Annotated in this window: 14 protein-coding genes and 1 pseudogene; 7 read left to right on the forward strand and 8 right to left on the reverse strand. The window is 62.1% G+C overall.

Translation table 11 applies throughout. From position 1 onward, the window contains the following. Window positions 1–99: 99 nt before the first annotated feature. Genes DOM27_RS09435 through DOM27_RS09445 form a run of 3 tightly spaced genes read left to right on the forward strand, consistent with a single transcriptional unit; the run spans window position 100 to window position 7,448 of the window. A complete protein-coding gene (locus DOM27_RS09435; RefSeq protein WP_110655757.1) occupies window positions 100–1,560 on the forward strand; it encodes a hypothetical protein in 1,461 nt (486 codons plus the stop codon). Between the two features lie 3 nt (window positions 1,561–1,563). Further along, on the forward strand, window positions 1,564–2,526 hold the full coding sequence (locus DOM27_RS09440) for a hypothetical protein (RefSeq protein ID WP_245392661.1): 963 nt from the start codon (window positions 1,564–1,566) through the stop codon (window positions 2,524–2,526). Beyond that, window positions 2,523–7,448 carry a hypothetical protein gene (locus DOM27_RS09445; RefSeq protein WP_110655758.1) on the forward strand — a complete coding sequence of 1,642 codons (4,926 nt, stop codon included), beginning with the start codon at window positions 2,523–2,525 and terminating at the stop codon, window positions 7,446–7,448. The genes DOM27_RS09440 and DOM27_RS09445 overlap by 4 nt, the downstream gene beginning before the upstream one ends. 94 nt (window positions 7,449–7,542) lie before the next feature. Here DOM27_RS09445 and cfa read toward each other — a convergent pair whose 3' ends face one another. Further along, the gene (gene cfa / locus DOM27_RS09450) at window positions 7,543–8,694 is read right to left on the reverse strand and encodes a cyclopropane fatty acyl phospholipid synthase (RefSeq protein ID WP_110655759.1); all 1,152 of its coding nucleotides are present in this window, start codon (window positions 8,692–8,694) and stop codon (window positions 7,543–7,545) included. A 432-nt stretch (window positions 8,695–9,126) separates the two neighbouring features. Here cfa and DOM27_RS09455 point away from each other — a divergent pair, with 432 nt between their 5' ends. Further along, window positions 9,127–9,429, forward strand: coding sequence for an MTH1187 family thiamine-binding protein (locus tag DOM27_RS09455; protein WP_110655760.1), 303 nt, complete (start codon window positions 9,127–9,129; stop codon window positions 9,427–9,429). A 133-nt stretch (window positions 9,430–9,562) separates the two neighbouring features. Here DOM27_RS09455 and DOM27_RS09460 read toward each other — a convergent pair whose 3' ends face one another. Together DOM27_RS09460 and DOM27_RS09465 are read right to left on the reverse strand one after the other, a co-directional pair. Beyond that, window positions 9,563–9,916, reverse strand: coding sequence for a hypothetical protein (locus DOM27_RS09460; protein WP_157956742.1), 354 nt, complete (start codon window positions 9,914–9,916; stop codon window positions 9,563–9,565). A 74-nt stretch (window positions 9,917–9,990) separates the two neighbouring features. Beyond that, window positions 9,991–10,899: a LysR family transcriptional regulator ArgP gene (locus tag DOM27_RS09465; protein WP_110655762.1), complete on the reverse strand. Its 909-nt coding sequence runs from the start codon at window positions 10,897–10,899 to the stop codon at window positions 9,991–9,993. A 92-nt stretch (window positions 10,900–10,991) separates the two neighbouring features. Between DOM27_RS09465 and DOM27_RS09470 the strand changes: the two genes are divergently transcribed. Continuing rightward, window positions 10,992–11,621: a LysE/ArgO family amino acid transporter gene (locus DOM27_RS09470; RefSeq protein WP_110655763.1), complete on the forward strand. Its 630-nt coding sequence runs from the start codon at window positions 10,992–10,994 to the stop codon at window positions 11,619–11,621. A 26-nt stretch (window positions 11,622–11,647) separates the two neighbouring features. Here DOM27_RS09470 and DOM27_RS09475 read toward each other — a convergent pair whose 3' ends face one another. Together DOM27_RS09475 and DOM27_RS09480 are read right to left on the reverse strand one after the other, a co-directional pair. Continuing rightward, window positions 11,648–13,015 (reverse strand): TrkH family potassium uptake protein, encoded by a 1,368-nt coding sequence (locus DOM27_RS09475; RefSeq protein WP_110655764.1) that lies wholly within the window; start codon window positions 13,013–13,015, stop codon window positions 11,648–11,650. A 46-nt stretch (window positions 13,016–13,061) separates the two neighbouring features. After that, window positions 13,062–13,718: a potassium channel family protein gene (locus tag DOM27_RS09480; protein ID WP_110655765.1), complete on the reverse strand. Its 657-nt coding sequence runs from the start codon at window positions 13,716–13,718 to the stop codon at window positions 13,062–13,064. 354 nt (window positions 13,719–14,072) lie between these two features. On the opposite strand from DOM27_RS09480, the gene DOM27_RS09485 reads away from it, so the two are divergent. Beyond that, window positions 14,073–15,518: a sodium-dependent transporter gene (locus DOM27_RS09485; protein ID WP_110655766.1), complete on the forward strand. Its 1,446-nt coding sequence runs from the start codon at window positions 14,073–14,075 to the stop codon at window positions 15,516–15,518. A 121-nt stretch (window positions 15,519–15,639) separates the two neighbouring features. Here DOM27_RS09485 and DOM27_RS09490 read toward each other — a convergent pair whose 3' ends face one another. Continuing rightward, entirely contained in the window at window positions 15,640–16,461 is an 822-nt protein-coding gene (locus DOM27_RS09490) for an SIMPL domain-containing protein (protein WP_110655767.1), read from the reverse strand. A 209-nt stretch (window positions 16,462–16,670) separates the two neighbouring features. Here DOM27_RS09490 and DOM27_RS09495 point away from each other — a divergent pair, with 209 nt between their 5' ends. After that, window positions 16,671–17,552, forward strand: coding sequence for a cobalamin-binding protein (locus tag DOM27_RS09495; protein WP_157956743.1), 882 nt, complete (start codon window positions 16,671–16,673; stop codon window positions 17,550–17,552). 137 nt (window positions 17,553–17,689) lie between these two features. Here the strand turns inward: DOM27_RS09495 and cobO are convergent. Together cobO and DOM27_RS09505 are read right to left on the reverse strand one after the other, a co-directional pair. After that, window positions 17,690–18,301: pseudogene (gene cobO / locus DOM27_RS09500) on the reverse strand (cob(I)yrinic acid a,c-diamide adenosyltransferase); the annotation flags it as partial. A gap of 31 nt (window positions 18,302–18,332) precedes the next feature. Further along, on the reverse strand, window positions 18,333–18,656 hold the full coding sequence (locus DOM27_RS09505; RefSeq protein WP_110655770.1) for a winged helix-turn-helix domain-containing protein: 324 nt from the start codon (window positions 18,654–18,656) through the stop codon (window positions 18,333–18,335). Window positions 18,657–18,667 lie beyond the last annotated feature (11 nt).

Here is an 18,667-nt window from a genome sequence, read left to right on the forward strand (position 1 = left end):
TTGGAAAGCGACGTATCGGCAAGCTGGGTTGCGTTGTCACGACTGCGCTCGGTGCGCGCTCGCTTTCCTTGTGTTCGTTGTTCCCCGTCTGGAGTCGACATGACCGCCTGGAACAAGCTGCTGGTCGCGACGACGCGGCTGCTGGATCTACATGACAGCGCCCACGAACCGGGTTCGCCCTTCGTTCAGGTGACGCAAGAGCAGCGTCGCGGTTTGCGCGACGGCTACTGGCTCGATCTCGGCTGCCTGCTGCTGGATTATCTGCTCGAGGTCGATTTTGCCACCAACAGCGCGTTCGTTACCCAGCGCCGGTGCCTGACGCATCTGCGCGAAGATTATCCCGATCTGCCCGCCGACGACCTGAGCTTCGTGATCAATCTGCTGGCGACGCCCAGCGAGATTCATTTTCGGGAGTGGCAAGCGCCTCGGGCCGAAAAGGGCATGCAAGGCGACGCCGAGGACGGCGCTGCCTTGCGGGGGGAGCGTAGCGGACGCAGTACCAAACGCACGTCGCTGATCGAGAAGCAGGGCCAGACCGGCCAGGTCAGGTTGACCCCCAGCGGGCGGCAGACCGTCACGCTGGCAAGCCAGGTCGAGGATTTGCTCTACTCCGAGTACGATGCCGCCAAGGTGGTCGCCGCGCTCTCTCGTGGCGACTATTCGCGGGTCCCGGACATTACCCAGCAGATCCTGATGGCGATTCGCGCCTTGACCCAGGAACTGCGTCGCGTACGCGAAAACCCGACTCATGAGGGCAAGCTCGCGGCGCTGCTCGACAACGAGCGCCATTATCACAATGCGCTGAGTACCATTCAGAGCACGCTGCTCAGTGCGCGCTCGCAGCTCTCGACGCCGGCGCTGATCGCTCAGTTCGGCAGCTGGGCCGGGCAGCAGGAGGAAGAGTGGGATCTGCGCATGTTATCCGGTGCCATCGGTCGGGTGTTGAACGCGATCGAGAACCTCTCGCGGCGTCTATCCGAGCTGCTATCGGATATCGCCGAGGGTCGGATTCAGTCGATGGGCGTGATCGACTTTGCCGGCCTGGCCCACAAGCTGTTGTTATCCCGCCCGCCCAGGCGTCTGCAGGATGCCGTCATCGCGCGGATGATGCCGCTGGGTACCGAGGTGGTCATGCCACGTGTCGAGACGCTGCTGCCGCTGGTGGAAACACGCCGCGCCGAGCGCAGCGGAGCGGCGCTGGTCTTCGACGAAGCGGGTGATAAGCCCAGCGCCGATCCACTGCTGGCGCGCTATCTCAAGTTGCAGGGGCCGGCGCTGCGTCAGCGTCTGCGCCAGGCGCCGCTCTCGTTGCCGGAAGCGCTCAGTGAAGGCTGGCATCACTTCGAGGCGGGTTCGGAGTCGACAAACACCGAAACCCTGGACTGCCTGCCGCAGTTGCTCAATACCTTCGTCGATACCCAATTGCTCGACGACCATTTGAGCGTCGGGATCGACGACACTCCCTTCACGATCGAATTGCCGGACGGGCGTCGCATCGAAGGCGCTGTCACGCCGTCGCTGCGCCTGCGCCAGACCGCTCCCGAAGAACAGGAAGTTTGATTTATGAACATGATGGAAATGGGCGAAGTCGTTGCCTACCTGTTGCGTTATCGCACCGCGGAGCGTGTTCCCAGCGGCGGGCGCAAACGTCGCGCGGCGCGTGAAGGCCAGCTCTCCGAGCGCGACGTCTGTGCGTTGATCGATGACGCCCAGGAAATCGAACGCGAGGCGCTGCGGGATTTTCTCGCCGGCCAGGGCCTACGCCTCAAGGCATTCGAATCCGGTGACTACCCCGGTATCGCGCCGGGCTCGCGCTTGTTTGCGTTGCTCCCGGATCCGGAAATGGAGCAGCCACCGCTCTACACTCGAGAACCGGTGTTCGAGGCGCTCAAGTTACGCCAGGAAAGCCGCGCCGAATTGGCGTTGTGGTATCTGCAGTTATGGCTGCTGCTGCACACGTTGATCTACACCCGTTTGAATCGAGCGCTGTCCGATGTCAGCCGCTATCAGGAAGCGACCTTCGTCACCCGTGAACTGGTCGAGCTGGTTCGCGAACAATTGGAAACGCTGCGCGGGCTCGGCGAGCGTGCGCCCGCGAACAGCCGGGTGTTGCTCGACGAGCGCGGCGAAGACATCCCGCGCCGGGTCAAGGCGTTCATCGACCTGCTGAGCCGCGCGGGTCATCTCGAGACGGTGCGAGAAACGGCCGATGAGGATGTCTGGCAGCAGACGCTGCTGGGGGCACTGGAAGCCGAGCAGATCGGCGTCAATCACCTGACACACCTGATCGAGCTCACCTCCATCGAAGGTGTCGAAACAGAATGGGACGAGGTACCGGCGGATGAGATATCTGCGGGCGAGGGCGTAGCCGTCGACGATGAGATGGATACCACTCGCGCGGAAGATGCCGGCGAACACGGGCACGAAAACGAGAACGCTACCCACGCAACTGACATGTTTGACCCGCCGTCGGTAGAGAAGACGGACGGAGCAACGGCCGAAAACGCCGAGGAGAATCGCCGGTGAGCGTGATCAACCGTATCGAAATTGCCAACCTGCTCAACAAGCACGGCGATATCGCGTCTCCTTGGGAAGCCAAGATGCGCCATCTGTTGCTCGATCTGCGGGGCCAGTCGAGCGCAATCAGCATGGAAAATGGCTTCGGCAAGACCACCATGGCCGAAGCGCTGATCGGCATGCTTTCCCGCGATCGCCAACTGCTGACGCGAACCCGGCGTAAATGTTCCCCCTCCAAGGTCAATGGGGCAGGGCGCAGCTGGACCCATTTGCGAGTCGAATTTCGCGCGCAGGACAGCAGTCAGCAGGATGACATGCTGGCAGTGGCCGGCGAGGAAGTTGCCGGCGAGACCTTCGTTTTCGGCATGTACGGCTACAGCGATGGCAGCGGGCTGGTGTTCTACCACTATCCCGGCAAACTGGCCGACGTGCCGGTGCATCACATTACCCGCGACGGCAAGCTGGCGCTCTACGCCAACGCTGATTTTCAGAGCACGATGCGGTCACAGGGCGTGACCCGAGCACACAACCGCGAGGAGTGGCTGGAAGCGGTTGGCGTGCATATTTCCCGGCGCGAACTGGCGCAGTTGGCAGCGTTTCAGAAGGAAGGCGGTGCCGACAAGAGCCAGATCTTCAATGCGATCAAGCCGCGTGCCGGGGAAAAAGCCGACCAGGCATTTTTCTACGAAGTACTGGCGCCGCAGATTCTCTCCGGGGCGACGCGTGGCGAGACCGATGAAGAAGAGGAGTTGATCGAAGACGTCATTCTCAACTCCGGTACTCGGATCACCGAGCTGCGCCATCGGCTGGCGGAAGCCGAGAGCGATCAGCGCCGCGCCGACGAAAAGGTCGAACGCCTCGCCACTCTGAACGAAGAGGGCGAAGGACTGCTCGAGGCGCGCCGCCAGCTCACCGGGCTGGATGCCTCGCTGCTCGAAGCCGAACGACTGCTGGGCGGCCAGGCGCTGGCACCTTTGCCAGGATTGCCGGGCTTTACCGACAGCGAATCGCGTCGCGAGCTGAGCCGTGAAGTCGCCGACAGTATCGGCGGTTTTGCCTGGGCGACCGGCGACATCGAGCGGCCCCGCGTCTCTACCTGGCTGCTGTCGAAACTGTCGCGCCAGGCCGAGCGCAACGTGCGACAGGCTCTCTCCGAGCGTGGCGCTCGGGTCGATACGCATCGTCGTCTGGTTCATCTTCCCGAGGCGACATGGCTCACGGCGCGTGACATCGGCCATGTGTCGTTCGATCAGGCGCGCGCCTGGCTGGCTGACAGTCACGCCTTCAACGACGACGCTGCGCGCTACCGTGCCATCGGCGTGCTCGACGACGCCGCCGAAGTCTTCGAGGGGCTGGACGGCAACCGGTTCCGTGAAGAGGTGATCGCCGATCGTGAATATCGCCGCTCGTTGCGGCTGGATGCCGAACAGCTCGATGAAGAGCTCGAACGCGTGGAGCATGAGCGCGAACAGCTGGAGTCGCGGCAGCGCGATTTCATCGACAATCAGAGCGTCTACACCCAGGCGCTGGCGGAAGGGCTCTTCACCGAGACCGAGCTCGAATCGCCCGAAGCGACGCGGGATGCCGCTCAAACGGCCCTCGCCGATGCCCGCAAGGCGCATGCCGATCATCTCGGCCGCATGGGCGAATTCAAACAGCCCGCACAGTGGTATCAAAGCTTCATCGCCGAGCATCCCGATACCTCACCCGAAGAACTGCTGGCGACCAAGCATGAGCAGCATGACGCTCTCGAAGCGCAGCTCGAGGATTGGAATGCGCAGGCCAGTGCGTTGGACGCGCAGCGTGAATCGACTCGTGAGGGGTTGCAGACACGGCGTGAACAGCGCCATCGTCTCGAGGGAGAGCTGGCCCCGCTCGCGGCAGGACGCGATGCGTGGCAGACATTCGCCGAGCAGTGGCCCGACCACTCGGCGGTCGGTTTCTGGAGCGAGCGCAAGAGTGCCCTGGCCGAACTCGAACAGGCGCTGGCCGAAGCACGTCGTGCTCAGAGCGATGCCAAGGCACGGCTGTCACGGCTGGAACCGCTGAAGGGTGCGGCCGAACGCTATCGGCACTGGCACGGCGAGGCCTTGCCGGTGCATTTGCGTGACTCGCTTTATCGCCAGTCACGCGAGGGGCAGGACCGCCGGCATCAGCTCGAGCAGCAGGCGCAGCAGTTCGAGATTCTGCAGCGCGCACTGAGCGAATTCCGGACGACCAGCGAGCAGCTTCCTTCGGCCTGGCTCAAGGATGCCAAGGCGCGTTATCCCCGATTGTTGCGCGAGCGGGAAAGCCTGGCCGGCGCCATCGACGCTCGAGAACGCTATCTTGAAAGCCTGAACGGCGATCCGCTTGCTCGCTTGGCATCGGAAACCGAGGCCCGGCAGTGGCTGGAGGCCCGTGAGATCGAATTCCGGCCGCTGCACGAAGTGCTGGCCGGACTCGAAGCGAATGATGACCAGCGTCGCGACTGGCTGGCCCAGGTCGCGGGGCAGCTATTCGCGCCGGTGGTCGAGGGCGAGGAGCGGGCGCGGGAAGCCTCGCAGTATCTGATCGATGCCGGTTGTGGTGTGCCTGTGCTCGAGGCGACGCGTCTCCAGGCGACATTGGCGCGCGGAGAACTCCCCTTGGGCGCCGTCCAGGGTGTCGAGACGCTGGCGGTCAAGGCGGCGCTGGATCCCGCCTATCTCACTGCGCTGCGGGACGAGACGCAGCAGCGACTTGTGGTCGATCGTGAGCGGGAGCAGGCGCTGCAGGCGGAGATCGAGCGACTCGATCCTCACGGCGAACGCTTTCGCCTGGCGCTGCAGGCCGAGGAGGCACTGGAACAGGAGGTCGAGGTGCGCCTGGCCGCCCTGGAGGAGCAGCGCGAGCGCGTGGATACCGAACTAGAGGCGTTGACCCCGCGGCTCGGCGATGCCGCAATGAAGTCGATCGATGACTTTCAGCGGTTTCTGGAAGAGGGGGGCGAATCCGCTCTTGAAGCCGCCGCCGAAGCCAGCGAGAGCGCCGCGGAACGCATCGAGATACTGGAACCGCAGCGCGAGCAGGCCGCGCGCGAGCTGGAAAATCACGGCGAGCTGTGGCTGAGCGCTGAGCGGTTTGCCAGCGCTGGGGGCGTCGAGCGTCTCGGTGAGATCGATGCCAGTCTATCGGCACTGACCGAAGCGCTGGCCGAAATCGACGAGCGCTTTGCCGAACTCACGCTCCAGGCCGAGGAATTGAACGCGCGCCGCGAGACGTGTCGCGAACAGCTGAACCAGCTGTTTACCGACGGCGAACGTGAGCGACTGCGACGGTTGGCGGCTTTCGTCGCTGAAGACGGCCCGGCGTTCATGCGCGATGCTGAGTCCCTTGAGGCGACGCTGAGTTCGGCGCTGGCTCAGTCCAGCCGGCGCGCCGATTTCGATTTCGCCCGCATCCGTAGCTTCCTTCAGGTGCGCGACGATCAGGGCGGCAATCGCACGCTGGAGCGCGACATCGGCCGGCTCAAGCAGTCGCTGAAGGAGACCCGCGAGCGGCGCAAGGCCAATGGTCGCGAGCAGAGCGAACTGGAAAGTCGGCTTGCCCGCCACCAGCAGGCGCTCAACGTTGCCGATCAGTTCGCTGTTGCCTGGCTCGAGGTGCTACGGCAGCTCCCCGAGGGCTGGTTCGAAAGGGCCAAGGCCGACGCTCAGGCCGAATGGCCGGCGGATGGCGATGATGCGCCGCGACTCAATGCCGCGCTGGCCGAATGGCGGGGTTGGCTGGCGGCGTCGTTGGAGAGCGCTTCCGAAGCTTCCAGTGAAGGCAAGGATGTCGCCGTCTTCGAACTGGAAGCCTTCGAGACCTGCCAACAGATGCTGCTCGAAGGATTGGGGAGTCTCAATCTCGGCGAGCGTTCACGCAATCGCGAACGCCAGGCTCGAGATGTGACCGCGCGTGAAAAGGCGCTGGAAATGTCGCTGGAATCGGCCAGCGCCAGCCGGTTATTCAATGAAACCGAGCGGGCTCGATTGGGAACGCTGGAAGGCGTCAGCGTGGAGGCGCTGGAGTCGTTGCGCGGGCTGCATCGTCAGCTCGACGTGCAGCTCGACGAACATCGTCAGCGCGTATCGCGCTTGCAGGCGTCGCGGGTACAGATCGAAGACACCCTGGTGGAACGACTCAGCTCGATCATCATCGATGCGGCTGGCAATCTGGAGATTCTCAAGCGGGTCGCGAAGCGCTCCAGCGATGGCGGCGCCTACTTCGAGGTTAAGGCCGACTTGATTGCCGACGAATCGGTACGCGAGCTGATTCAGCAACTGCTGGCGGACATCGACGCGCATCTCGCAGTACAGCGTCGTCGGCTCGAGCAGGCCGGTGAGAACGGGCAAGCGAAGAGTGGCCGCGACGACGATCTGACCCGACAGATTCGCCGGCGGATCTATCGCGGGCTGTTTCAGGACGTCGGCATTCGCCTCAAACACGATGCGATTCGTCCGCATGGTCGCTTGTTCTCCCTCAACGAGGACATGTCAGAAGGGCAGCGGGAGGCCATCTCACTGATGTGGCTGGTCAAGCTTTCCGAATTTGCCATCGAACGCGAACTGCGGGAGCTGCCCGGCCATCACAAGCGTCGCGCGCGCGCCAGCCGGGAGAGCGTCATCGTTCTGGATGGTCTTTTCTCCAAGCTGTCGCATCGGCGCCTGATTCAGGATTCGCTGGAGTCTCTGCGTAATACGCGCGGGCGTTTCCAGATGATCGGTCTGATCCACAATCCCAATTATGAAAACGATCCGAGTATCTTCCCGACCTATCTGGTGGGTAGCGTGATTGGCGGCCAGCAAGGGCAGGGTGGTCACGTCATCGTGCGGGAAGGGCGTCAGGTCGCTCCCGAAGATGCGGGACGCGGCGATGGCGAAGCCAGCCTGTTCGGTATCCACGTGACGCCAGCGCTGGTGGAGTAAGTCTTCGATCCGGGTATCAGACCACGAAGGCCCGCATCAGCGGGCCTTCGTGCAGGGGCGCGAGGATTTGGCGAAAAGGGGGCTGGGCGAAAAGTCAGCGCGGTGAATCGTAACGTCCGCCACGGCCGTTGGAAAAAACCACCTGCCACAACTGGATATCCCGCGCCCTGAAGGCGCCCGCGCAGGAGCCGAGATAGTAGAGGAACATCCGCTTGACGCGTTCACCATAACTGTCGGCGATCTCGTGCCAATGGGCCAGCAGGTTTTCCTGCCATGCCATCAGTGTGGTGTCGTAATCGGCGCCGAAGTTCTGCCAGTCTTCCATTACCAGCTTGCCTTCGCTGGCGTCACCGATCTGTTGGACCGACGGCAGAATGCCGTTGGGAAAAATGTACTTGTTGATCCACGGATCGATGCTGACTTCGTTGGTGTTCGAGCCGATCGAGTGCAGTACAAACAGCCCTCCCGGTTTCAACAGACGCTTGACGGTGTCGAAATAGGTGGCGTAGTTGCGCTGGCCGACATGTTCGAACATGCCGATCGAGACGATGCGGTCGAACTCGCCGCTGAGTTCGCGGTAATCCTCGAGAATGATCTCGACCGGCAGACCCGCACAGCGTTCGCGCCCGAGCTTGGCCTGTTCTTCGGAAATGGTGATGCCGGTGACTTCCACGCCGTAGTGACGGGCCGCGTGCTCGGCGAAACTGGCCCAGCCGCAGCCGATGTCGAGCACTTTCATGCCGGGTTCGAGATCGAGCTTGCGACAGGCCAGATCGAGCTTGGCGACTTGCGCTTCGTGCAGCGTCCGAGCCTCCTTCCAGTAGCCACAGGAGTAACACAGCGTTTCATCGAGCATGCGGGTGAAGAGATCGTTACCGAAATCGTAGTGTTCTTTGCCGACGATATAGGCTCGTGCCTTGCTTTGCAGATTCATCAAACTCGACTGAAGCCTGTAGACGACGCGTTCGGTAGTCGTGTGCGCGGCCCCGGCAAGTCCGTGGCGTAGCAGCCGGTGAATCATCTCGTCGATACGATCGCATTCCCACCAACCATCCATGTAGGCTTCACCAAAACCAATGGAGCCTTGACGAATGACTCGTGAGAAGAGGTCCGGATGGTGAACGCGAATATCCCAGGGTTGATTGCCGTTGAAGGTGACACCGGAGCCTTCGAGCAATTGTTCGAGGGTGTGGCGCGCGCGCGTGTCGGGTAAAGCAACGGGGGCAATTGCCGTGTTACTGGTCATGGTTATTCCTAGCAAGGGGCGCAACGCGTTCCCTGACCGCCTTCTCGTGACGCGCCGTTCGAGCGGCGAAGGATGACCTGTTGACTTGCGGCTTCGACCGCGTTGACGCGTGATATCGGCCATCTTCACTCGCTCGGAATGGCTTGAAGGATCAAGCTGCGGCGGCGGAAACGTGGAGCACCACGGTCCCTATTCTCTTTATTAGCCTTGTTTACATTGCGTGCTAACGGCTTTGGCGTCAATAAGCCTGCCGCTATTAGTGCAATAGTTTAGCCATCAGTTGCCATTCTTGCGCCCGAAAATCGACTTGGGAAAGGGCCCGTGTCTGAATGACCGGAACAGCAATGCGTTGGTCCTTGAAAGCGATGCGAGAATGATTCGAAAGATAACGGTAGGATTGATGCAACATTCATCACCAGTAGGAGAACGGCAATGCACGTGATCGTCGATTTGTGCGTCGTACCGCTGGGCGTGGGCGTTTCGGTGTCTGCCCACGTCGCCGAGTGTCAGCGACTCATAGAAAATTCAGGCCTTCACCATCGCATGCACGCCTACGGCACCAATATCGAAGGCCCATGGGACGAGGTTATGGCGGTCGTCAAGTCGTGCCATGAAGGTGTTCATGCCATGGGCGCACCGAGAATTACCACGACGATGAAGATGGGAACCCGGACCGATCGGGAGCAGCACATGGATGACAAGGTGGAAAGTGTTGAGAGTCTGCGCCGACTCTAAGGGGCAGATCCGCCGGTCAGCTTGCCGGCGAAAATTTCAGTGGCGCTTGATGGGAGGCGCTTGATGAATGGTCTTGATGGCTGATTGTTGAGAAACGCGCCTTGACGTCGGTGTCTCATGATAGCCCGAAAGGTCAGTGGCAGCGTATCGTCCAAGTGGCCTTGTAGCCATCGCCTTCCTGGGTGGCAGCCTGAAGTTCGGAGTCCTCGTCGACGCTCGCCCCTTCGGGCTGCTCGTTGGCACTGGCCGCTTTGCCTGCCTCGTCGTTCGGCCCCATCATCCGCTGCTCGACGATGATGAACTGGCCGCGATCCCGAGTCTCGCACCGCTCCAGCGATCGGTCCTCGGCGTTGGCCATTGCTTCGTCCTGATCACTGCCCAAACCGGTTACGACGAAGTCGGTGGCGTCCTTTTCGACCGAGCTGCTGTCACTGGCGCAGCCGGCAAGCGTGCCAAGCGCGAGCAGGCCGATTAAAGTGATCCACACAGGAGTCCTGACCGTCATCCCTATCATGTCACTCACTCCTTGTAGTCCCGGATGCAATGGTGACGATGATACCGTCAGATGGCAGCCGCCGGCGATGCTTGTGGCGGTCTCAACCAGTTGTCGCCCGCGGACAGAAGATGCGCCGTCAATGCATCGAGTAGTTCGCCGCCATGGCGCCAGTAGTGCCAGTATAGCGGCACGTCCAAGGGTTGCTTGGGATCGATATCGACGAGCTGACTCAGGCGCAAGGTATCGGCGGTCTGGCACTCGGGAATCAAGGCGTACCCGATGCCGGCAATAACCATCTGCAGTACCCCTTCCGAAGAGGGGCAGAGATGGTGCGGAAAGGGGTCCTTGAAGCCATGCGCATCAAGATAGCGTTGATGCAGGCGATCGTTGGGACCGTAGAGAATCCCCGGTGCTCGCCCCAGCGCCTGATGAGTCACGCCTTCGGCGAAATGGCGCTCGGCGAAATCCGGGCTGGCCATGACCTGGTAGCGCATGGTGCCGATGGCGCGCGCCTGCGCTCCTTGGACCGGCCTTGCGGTGGAGCAGATGCAGCCGGCCACTTCACCGTCACGCATGCGCCGCAGTACCACTTCCTGATCGTCCACTACCAGGTCCAGCAGGACACCACGGCGATGGCAGAAATCCCCCAGCGCCGGTGCCCACCAAGTGGCCAGGCTGTCGGCGTTGACCGCCAGGCGTAGACGTTGTGTGCTCACGCCCAAGGCGGGAATCTTGTCGAGCAGATCATGCTCCAGTAGACGAACCTGCTGGGCATGATTCAGCAGGCGCCGGCCCAGCGGCGTCGGTGTCAGTCGAGGGGTGCGAACCACCACCGGTTGGCCCAGCCTGGCTTCCAGCAGCTTGATGCGTTGAGAGACTGCCGATTGAGTCAGATTGAGCTGTTGGGCGCCGCGGTCGAACCCACCCTGATCGACGATAGCCGCCAAGGCTTCCAGAAGTTTGTAGTCCAGCATCAAATTTCCTAATACCCCATTCGGCTTGTTCATTTTTATTAATAACCGATTTGTCGGCATGATGCGAATTCCAGCCCCTCGAGATCGCTATCATGGGATTGTCCTTCATTCACGGCTTGCTGATCGGCGCTAGCCTCATCGTGGCGATCGGCGCGCAGAACGCTTTCGTGTTGCGTCAAGGCCTCCGGCGGGAGCACGGATGGCTGGTGGCGGGTATTTGCGCGGTCTGTGATCTGCTATTGGTTACTGCCGGGGTCGCGGGTCTCGGACCGCTGATCACGTCGAGCATTGTCGGCCTGCAGCTGGCTCGTTGGGGCGGTGTAGCTTGGCTGTTGTGGCAGGCCGGTGTCGCGTTCAAGCGCGCCAAGCTCCCGCAGGCCATCGCATTACAAGGGACGATGGCCAATGGGGTCATGAACGGCATCGACGTGGCGAGCGCGAAACCGGTGGCGATCGCCGCGCTGGGTGTCACGCTGCTAAACCCGCATGTCTATCTGGATACCGTGGTGATGCTGGGGATCATTGGTGGCCAGCAATCCAGCCCTGCCGGATTCGTGATGGGGGCGTCGCTGGCTTCGCTACTATGGTTCTTCGGTTTGGTCGGATTGGCGCGTTGTTTGGCGCCGCGCCTCCAGACCCCCCGCTGGTGGCAGGGCATCGATATCGCGGTCGGGGCGATCATGCTGCTGGTCGCCTGGCAGCTCGCGAACCGAGCGCTCTAGGTGCCCTCCGGCACTCGGGTTCATCGTTAACCGATCTGGATTTCTCCCTTGGCATAGCGCAGTCCGCGCGCCTGACGAGTCGCCAGGAAATAACCCACGGACAACGGCCCCACACGACCCAGCAGCATGGTCAGTCCCAGCAAAAATTGCCCTGGCAACGAAAAATCGCTGGTGATACCTCGGGAAAGCCCGACAGTGCCGAACGCGGAAACCGTCTCGAATGCCAGATCGAGAAATGAGTGGTCGCCGTCGGTGATGGTGAGCCCGAACAGGGTCAGGAAGACCAGCGAGACGCCGGCCAGCGCGACCGTGATCGCCTTGATCACCGTTTCCTGAGTGATCGAGCGGCCGAACGCCGTGGGGTGCTCGGTATTGCGGTAGAACGCCCGAGCCGTCAGCAGCAGCACCACGAAGGTAGTGATCTTAATACCGCTGGCGGTGGAACTCGACCCCGCGCCGATGAACATCAACAGCATCACCAGTAGTGTCGAGGCGTCGGTCAGCGAACCGATCTCCAGCGTATTGAACCCGGCCGTACGCGGGGTGACGGCCTGGAACCAGGCGGCCTGCACCTTGCTGAAGATATCTCCCAGACCGCCCAGCGTGTCGGGATTGGTCCACTCCAGCCCCAACAGAATCGCCGTGGCTATTACGTTGAGCCAGAATGTAGCCAGCAGCACGACTTTGGTCTGCATCGCCAGACGCGACCAGCGTCGACGACGATACAGGTCGCTCACCACCACGAAGCCCAGTCCACCGACGACGAACATCAGCGTTATCACGCCGTTGACCAGTGGATCGCGGACTTCATGAGTCAGGCTATCGGGGAAGGTCGAAAAGCCAGCGTTATTGAATGCGGAGACGGCGTGAAAGAGGCTGTGCCAGAGGCCCATCGCCAGGCCGTATTCGGGCACCCAGTGGCATGCCAATAACAGCGTGCCGCTGCCTTCGACCAATAGCGCGAAGACGATAACCAGCTTGACCAGATGTCGCACGTCGCTGAAGGCGATTTCGCCCAACGCCTCGCGCACCAGATTCTGCTGGCTCAGCGGCAGCCGAGTGCCCATTAGCAGTACCGTGAGCGCAGCGAAGGTCATGAACCCCAATCCACCGATCTGAATCAGGAACAGCAATACCAGTTGGCCGACGAATGTCAGATCATGACCGACATGGATCACGCTGAGCCCGGTGACAGTAACTGCCGAGGTCGCGGTAAACAGGGCTTCGTGCCAGGCCAGTGGCCTTGTAGCGCTGCCGGGAAGCCAGAGTAGCAGGGCGCCGATGGCACACAGCAGGGCGAAGCCGATCAGCAGCACTTCCGGCGGAGATAGCCGAATGACGTTGCCATGAGGTGCCCGACGAAAGGGTTGTTTCAAGCGTTGCCAGCGTCTCACGGGTGCTTCTCCGAGCCCGGTTCGAGTAGGGAGACCACCGAAATGGTCATATCTGCTTGCCGATTTCGCGCAAGGCTTGCAGATCACCCATCAGGATCAGGCTATCGCCGACTTGTAGCGGTGTGTCGTCGGCGGGGTTGCGGAGGACTTCTTCGCCACGTTTGATGGCGACCAGGAACAGTGCATCGCGGTCGATCGACAGATTGGCGACGCTGGCGCAGTGCTCGATCAGGTGCTCGGTGGTCTCGATCTCGACGATGAACTGGCGCTCGCCGAGGCGAATGAAATCGACCATGGCGTGATAGTTGAGGCTCTCCGCCACCCGAACACCGACATCGTATTCCGGGTATACCACGCGATCGGCCCCGAGACGCTTGAGCAGCTTGTAGTGGGAGTCGGAATGGGCCTTGGCCCAGATCTCCTTGGCGCCAAGCTCCTTGACGTGGAGCGTGCAGGTCACGCTTGCCTCGACGTTGTCGTCGACATCGATCACCACGACGTCATAGGCGTCCAGCGAAAGCTCGCCTAGCGCCTTTTCATCGGTGAGGTCGGCGATGACGGCGTGATCGAGAATATCCGAAAGCGCGTCGACGCGGGTCTCGTCCGCATCGACCCCCAACACCTGATTCTGGTGGCGTTTCAATTCTCGCGCTACGGTACTGCCGAAATAGCCCAACCCCAGAATGGCAAAGTGCCGGGACATCGAAATCTCCTTGTGAGGCGTTTGTCGAGTGCAGGTCAGGTGGGCTGAAGTAGATCGGCCGGGCCTGACGCCGACTCTGCCGAGTCTTAAATGAACACGGGCGGCGAGTGGGCCGAAGAAAGGGCCGAATCATCGCTGAGCGCCAAGCTTTGCACAAGCTCCCGCATCGTACCAATCCCGATCCGGTCGCGCATGGCTCGCGGCGACGCTACAATCCCCCGCCGCAGCGCCCTTGTTGGGTCTCCCGTACCCGACAAGGGCGACTGGGTGCCCGCCGTGGGCCACTTTCTGTGCCGGATCCGGGCTTGATGGAAGCCTTCAGGATCGGGCCGTCTGCTGGAATGACGAGGACGCATGACCGCAATCGCACGACCCAAGAATCTTTGGCTGGGACGCTGGGGCTTCGTCCTGGCGGCCACCGGCTCGTCGGTAGGCCTGGGCAACATCTGGAAGTTCCCCTACATGACCGGCGAATACGGCGGCGGCGCGTTCGTCATGGTCTATCTGCTGTGCATTGCCGCCATTGGCGTGCCGGTAATGATGACCGAAATCGCGCTGGGGCGCCGGGGGCGCGGCAGCCCGATCGACGCCATCCGACGGGTGGCGAGGGAGTCCGGGCGTAGCCGGCTGTGGTCGGGTCTGGGCTGGATGGCGATGCTGTGTGGCTTCCTGATCCTGTCGTTCTACGTGGTGGTCGCCGGCTGGGCGGTCTCCTATCTGTGGAAGTCACTCACCGGCGGGCTCGCTGCCAACAGCGTCGAGGGAATGGCCGCCATCTTCAGTGCCAATAACGCCAACCCCTGGAATCTTGGGTTCTGGAGCACGCTCGTCACACTGGCCACGATGGCGATCGTGGGGCTGGGTGTGCAGGCGGGTATCGAGCGCAGCGTGCGCTGGATGATGCCGGGCCTGGTGATCATGCTGGTGGTGATGATCGTCTATGCCGTTTTTTCCGGCAGCTTTGGTGCCGGGGTGCATTTTTTGTTCGACTTCGACCCCGGCAAGCTCACCGGGCAGGCGGTACTGGCGGCGATGGGGCACGCCTTTTTCACCTTGTCGCTGGCCTCCGGGGCGATCCTGACTTACGGCGCCTATCTGCCGGCAGGTCAATCCATCGGCCGCACCACGTTGATGGTCGCCCTTTGCGATACGCTGGTGGCACTGATGGCCGGACTGGCGATCTTTCCGGTGATCTTCGCCAACGGCATGGATCCGGCGTCCGGCCCTGGCCTGATCTTCATGAGCCTGCCGTTGGCATTTCATCAGATGCCGTTGGGGGACGTGGTCGAGACGATCTTCTTTCTGATGCTGACCGTGGCCGCACTGACATCCGCCATCTCGATGATCGAAGCCACGGTGGCGTGGCTGAACGAAAGTCACGGTCTATCTCGCGTCAGGGCAGCCTGGAGTGTCGGTATCCTGCTGTGGATCGTGAGTACGCTGGCGATGCTGTCGTTCAACGTCGGCGCGGACTGGAAGCTGGCGGGGCGTCACTTCTTCGATTGGCTCGACTTTCTGACGTCGCGCTTCCTGATGCCGTTGGGCGGGTTGGGGACGGCGCTGCTGGCGGGATTCGTGTTACGGCGAGAGCAGCTAGAGGAGGAACTGGGACTACCGACGGCGGTTCACGCCCTGTGGCGATTCGCAATTCGCTATATCTGCCCGTTGGCGATCGTGGTGGTGTTTCTGGATGCCCTCGGCGCATTGGGGGCGGGGTTCGACTGGCGCTGGCTGACCGCGATACTCGCGGTGGCTCTGGTCGCGGAGATCGTTCTCGGCCGGCTCACGCGTCGCGTCTAGCGAGGATGGGTGACGCCAACTCCTTCGAGTAACCGGATAAATGCTGCACGATGAAGAAGGGCCGCAGCGGCGGCCCTTTCTTTCTATCGGTCACTCAGCGAGTGGCGGTGGCGATTTCAGCTCAATCGTCGATTTCCCAGCTGACGCTGACGCCGGCATCGATGCTGATCTCTCCGCTGCGATATTCCGACGAGCTGCCACCGCTGTCGGCTTCGGCGGCTCGCATCATCATCTGCGGTTGATAGCGGGGTGCCGTGGTCTCTTCGATGCTGACGACGTCGCCCAGATCGACATCCAGCGTGTCCGCCATCATCTCGGCCTTATGACGGGCGCGCTCGAGTGCCTGCTTGAGCGCACGGTCGTTGGCGGCATCGCTATCCTTGAGTCCGTAGCTGACGCCGTCGAGGGAATCGACGCCCGCGGCGGTCAAGGCGTCGAGAACGCGCGGCAGACGGTCCAGCTTGTCTAGCGTCAACGACACCGAACGTTCGACCTGCGTCCGCACCTTGGGGGGCTTGCCGTCATCACCCTGACTGGCGGTCTGCACGTAATCCGGACGTACGCTGAGCGAGCCGGCACGAATGTTCTTGCTGTCGATGCCAGCGTTTTCCAAAGTGCGGATCAACTCGCCGGTACGGGACTCCAGCCGATCTCGCGCTTGCTTGATGGCGCCGCTCTCGCCGGAGGACTCCTCTCCCTGAATCTGGGTAGGTGTCCGCTCCCACAGACGCGCGTTCAGCGTCGCCTGGTCCGGTGCGACATCGAGCGTTGCATTGGCCTGAACATGAATCTGATGCGGTGTCTTGTCGGCGAGCGCCGGCGTGGCGAGCGTCAGCGTCGCCAGCACCGCGGCCAGGCCGAGCCCGACGGTGCGGCCCAGATTCTGCGAGTTGGCTGGGTGGCGCAATGAGGGACGAAGATGGATGGGTGTATCGGGAGACATGGCATTTCCTCTTTCGAAAAACCGGACGTATCGAAAAACTGGTATTAAAGCGTCGTTTACACCAGCGCTGAGCGCTGCATAGACGCCTCCAGCGTCATTCGGTTCCCATGCTATGCTCGCCCACCCCTTTATCCCAAGTTGTCGAGTCGATGATGCGCTGTCTTTCCCCATTGCCAAGCCGATCAAGCCCAGCGTGCTTCTGGCGGTTGGTGCCGATAGCACTGGCAGTGGCGCTGACCGTCGTCGGGGGGCCGGCGGCCGCGGCACCCGGGGGCGGAGTGCATGCGGCTGCCATCAGCGTCGAGGACGATAGCGGCCGCATCGTGACGCTGACTCAGCCTGCCGAACGTATCATCGCGCTCGCGCCGCACCTGGTGGAGTTGAGCTATGCCGTCGGCGCCGGCAAGCAGCTGGTCGGCGCCATCGATGGCAGCGATTATCCCCCGACGGCGCGGCAGATCGATCGCGTCGGCAGCTATCGCGGCATTCCGCTCGAACTGATCGTCGCCAAGCAGCCCGATCTGGTGCTGGTCTGGGCCAGCGGAACGCCGGCGTCGCTGATCGAACAGCTCGAACGGTTGGATATTCCCGTCTACCGCAGCGAGCCGCGCAAGTTAGATCAGATCGCGGGCGAACTGCGGGATATCGGTCGGCTCACCGGGCATGTCGATGCCGGAAAGCAAGCCGCCGCGCGTTTCGAACAAGCACTGGACGACACCGCGCAACAGCTGTCGCCGGCACCGCGGGTCTTCTACCAGTTAGGTCAGTCACCCTTGACCACGTTGGCCAGCGGTCAGATCGTGACTCAGGTCATTCGTCACTGCGGCGGTGAGCCGTTGTTCGACGAGGCACCGGTATTGGTCCCTCAGATTGGTTGGGAGTCGCTGGTCGAAGCGCAGCCGCAGGTCATTCTGGCGGCGGGCGATGACGATCGCTGGCAGGCGTTCTGGGCCAGCCACGACGAGTTGCCGGCGGTGCGCGACGGAGCGCTCTATACGCTGGATCCCGATGCGATCAGCCGCCCCGGGCCGCGCATGATCCGGGCCGTGCGGCAGGTGTGCCGGGCTTTGGGCCGATACCGTAGTCAATAGTCTTAATAAGCCTTTGGAAAAACGTAAGCGAGGCAGGCAAGACAAGGCAAAAACGGCCAAGCAAGCGCAGTTTAGCGTTCTAAATGAGCATTGTGAGGCCGCTTTTAACGCAGTATTGCCAACGCAGGTAGTTTTTCTCAGTAGTCGATGCCGCGACGGGCCTGCAATCCGGCATTGAAGGCGTGCTTGGTGTCTTGCATTTCAGTGACCGTGTCAGCCATCTCGACCAGTTCGCGGTGGGCATTGCGCCCCGTCACGATGACGCTCTGTTCCGGCGGGCGATTGGCGATGGCGCGCTTGACCGCCGCGAAATCCAGATAGCCGAACTTGAGCATGTAGGTGATCTCGTCGAGCACCACCAGGTAGACATCAGGATCGGCGAGCAGGCGCTCGGCTTCTTGCCACACCTCCAGGCAGGCAGCGGTGTCGCTGTCGCGGTTCTGGGTGTCCCAGGTAAAGCCCGTTGCCATCACGTGGACTTCGAGATGGGGATCGTCGATCAGCCGGTCGCGTTCCCCGCACTCCCAAAGTCCTTTGATGAACTGAATCACGCCGGCCCGGTAGCCGTAGCCCAGCGCGCGGGTAACGGTGCCCCAGGCCGCCGTGGTCTTGCCCTTGCCGTTGCCGGTAAACACCAGCAGCAGGCCCCGCTGCTCGGTGGCGGCGGCGACCTTCTCGTCGACGTGGGTCTTGAGTTTCTGCATGGCTTGCTGGTGACGCTGCTGGCGATCGCTCATGGGCGACTCCGACTGATAGCGATTACCGCGTTAGGCCGCGGGCTCAAGGCCTGGGAAGCGGATAGCCCAGTGCGCTGGCAATCCCCTCGGCGCGGCTTTCCACCCATGCCGGCGATATCGGCCCCCAGTCGCGGATCACGTAGCGCCCGATCTGATGACGCTCGCCGGCGGACTGCTCGAATTCACATGAAATGTCGAGCTCGCCCAGCGCAGCGAGGGTGTCCTGAGCGGTGCGACGTGGCATGCCGCTGACTTCGACGATGGCCGGCACGCTTTCGGCAAGGCCGGCGTCGATGAGGTGGGCAACGTAAAGGCGACGGTAGAAGCTGGTCCGGGTTTTGCTCAAGGACGTATTATTCAAAGACATGCGCGGCTCGG

Source organism: Salinicola halimionae, assembly GCF_003206065.1.
Classification (GTDB): domain Bacteria; phylum Pseudomonadota; class Gammaproteobacteria; order Pseudomonadales; family Halomonadaceae; genus Salinicola; species Salinicola halimionae.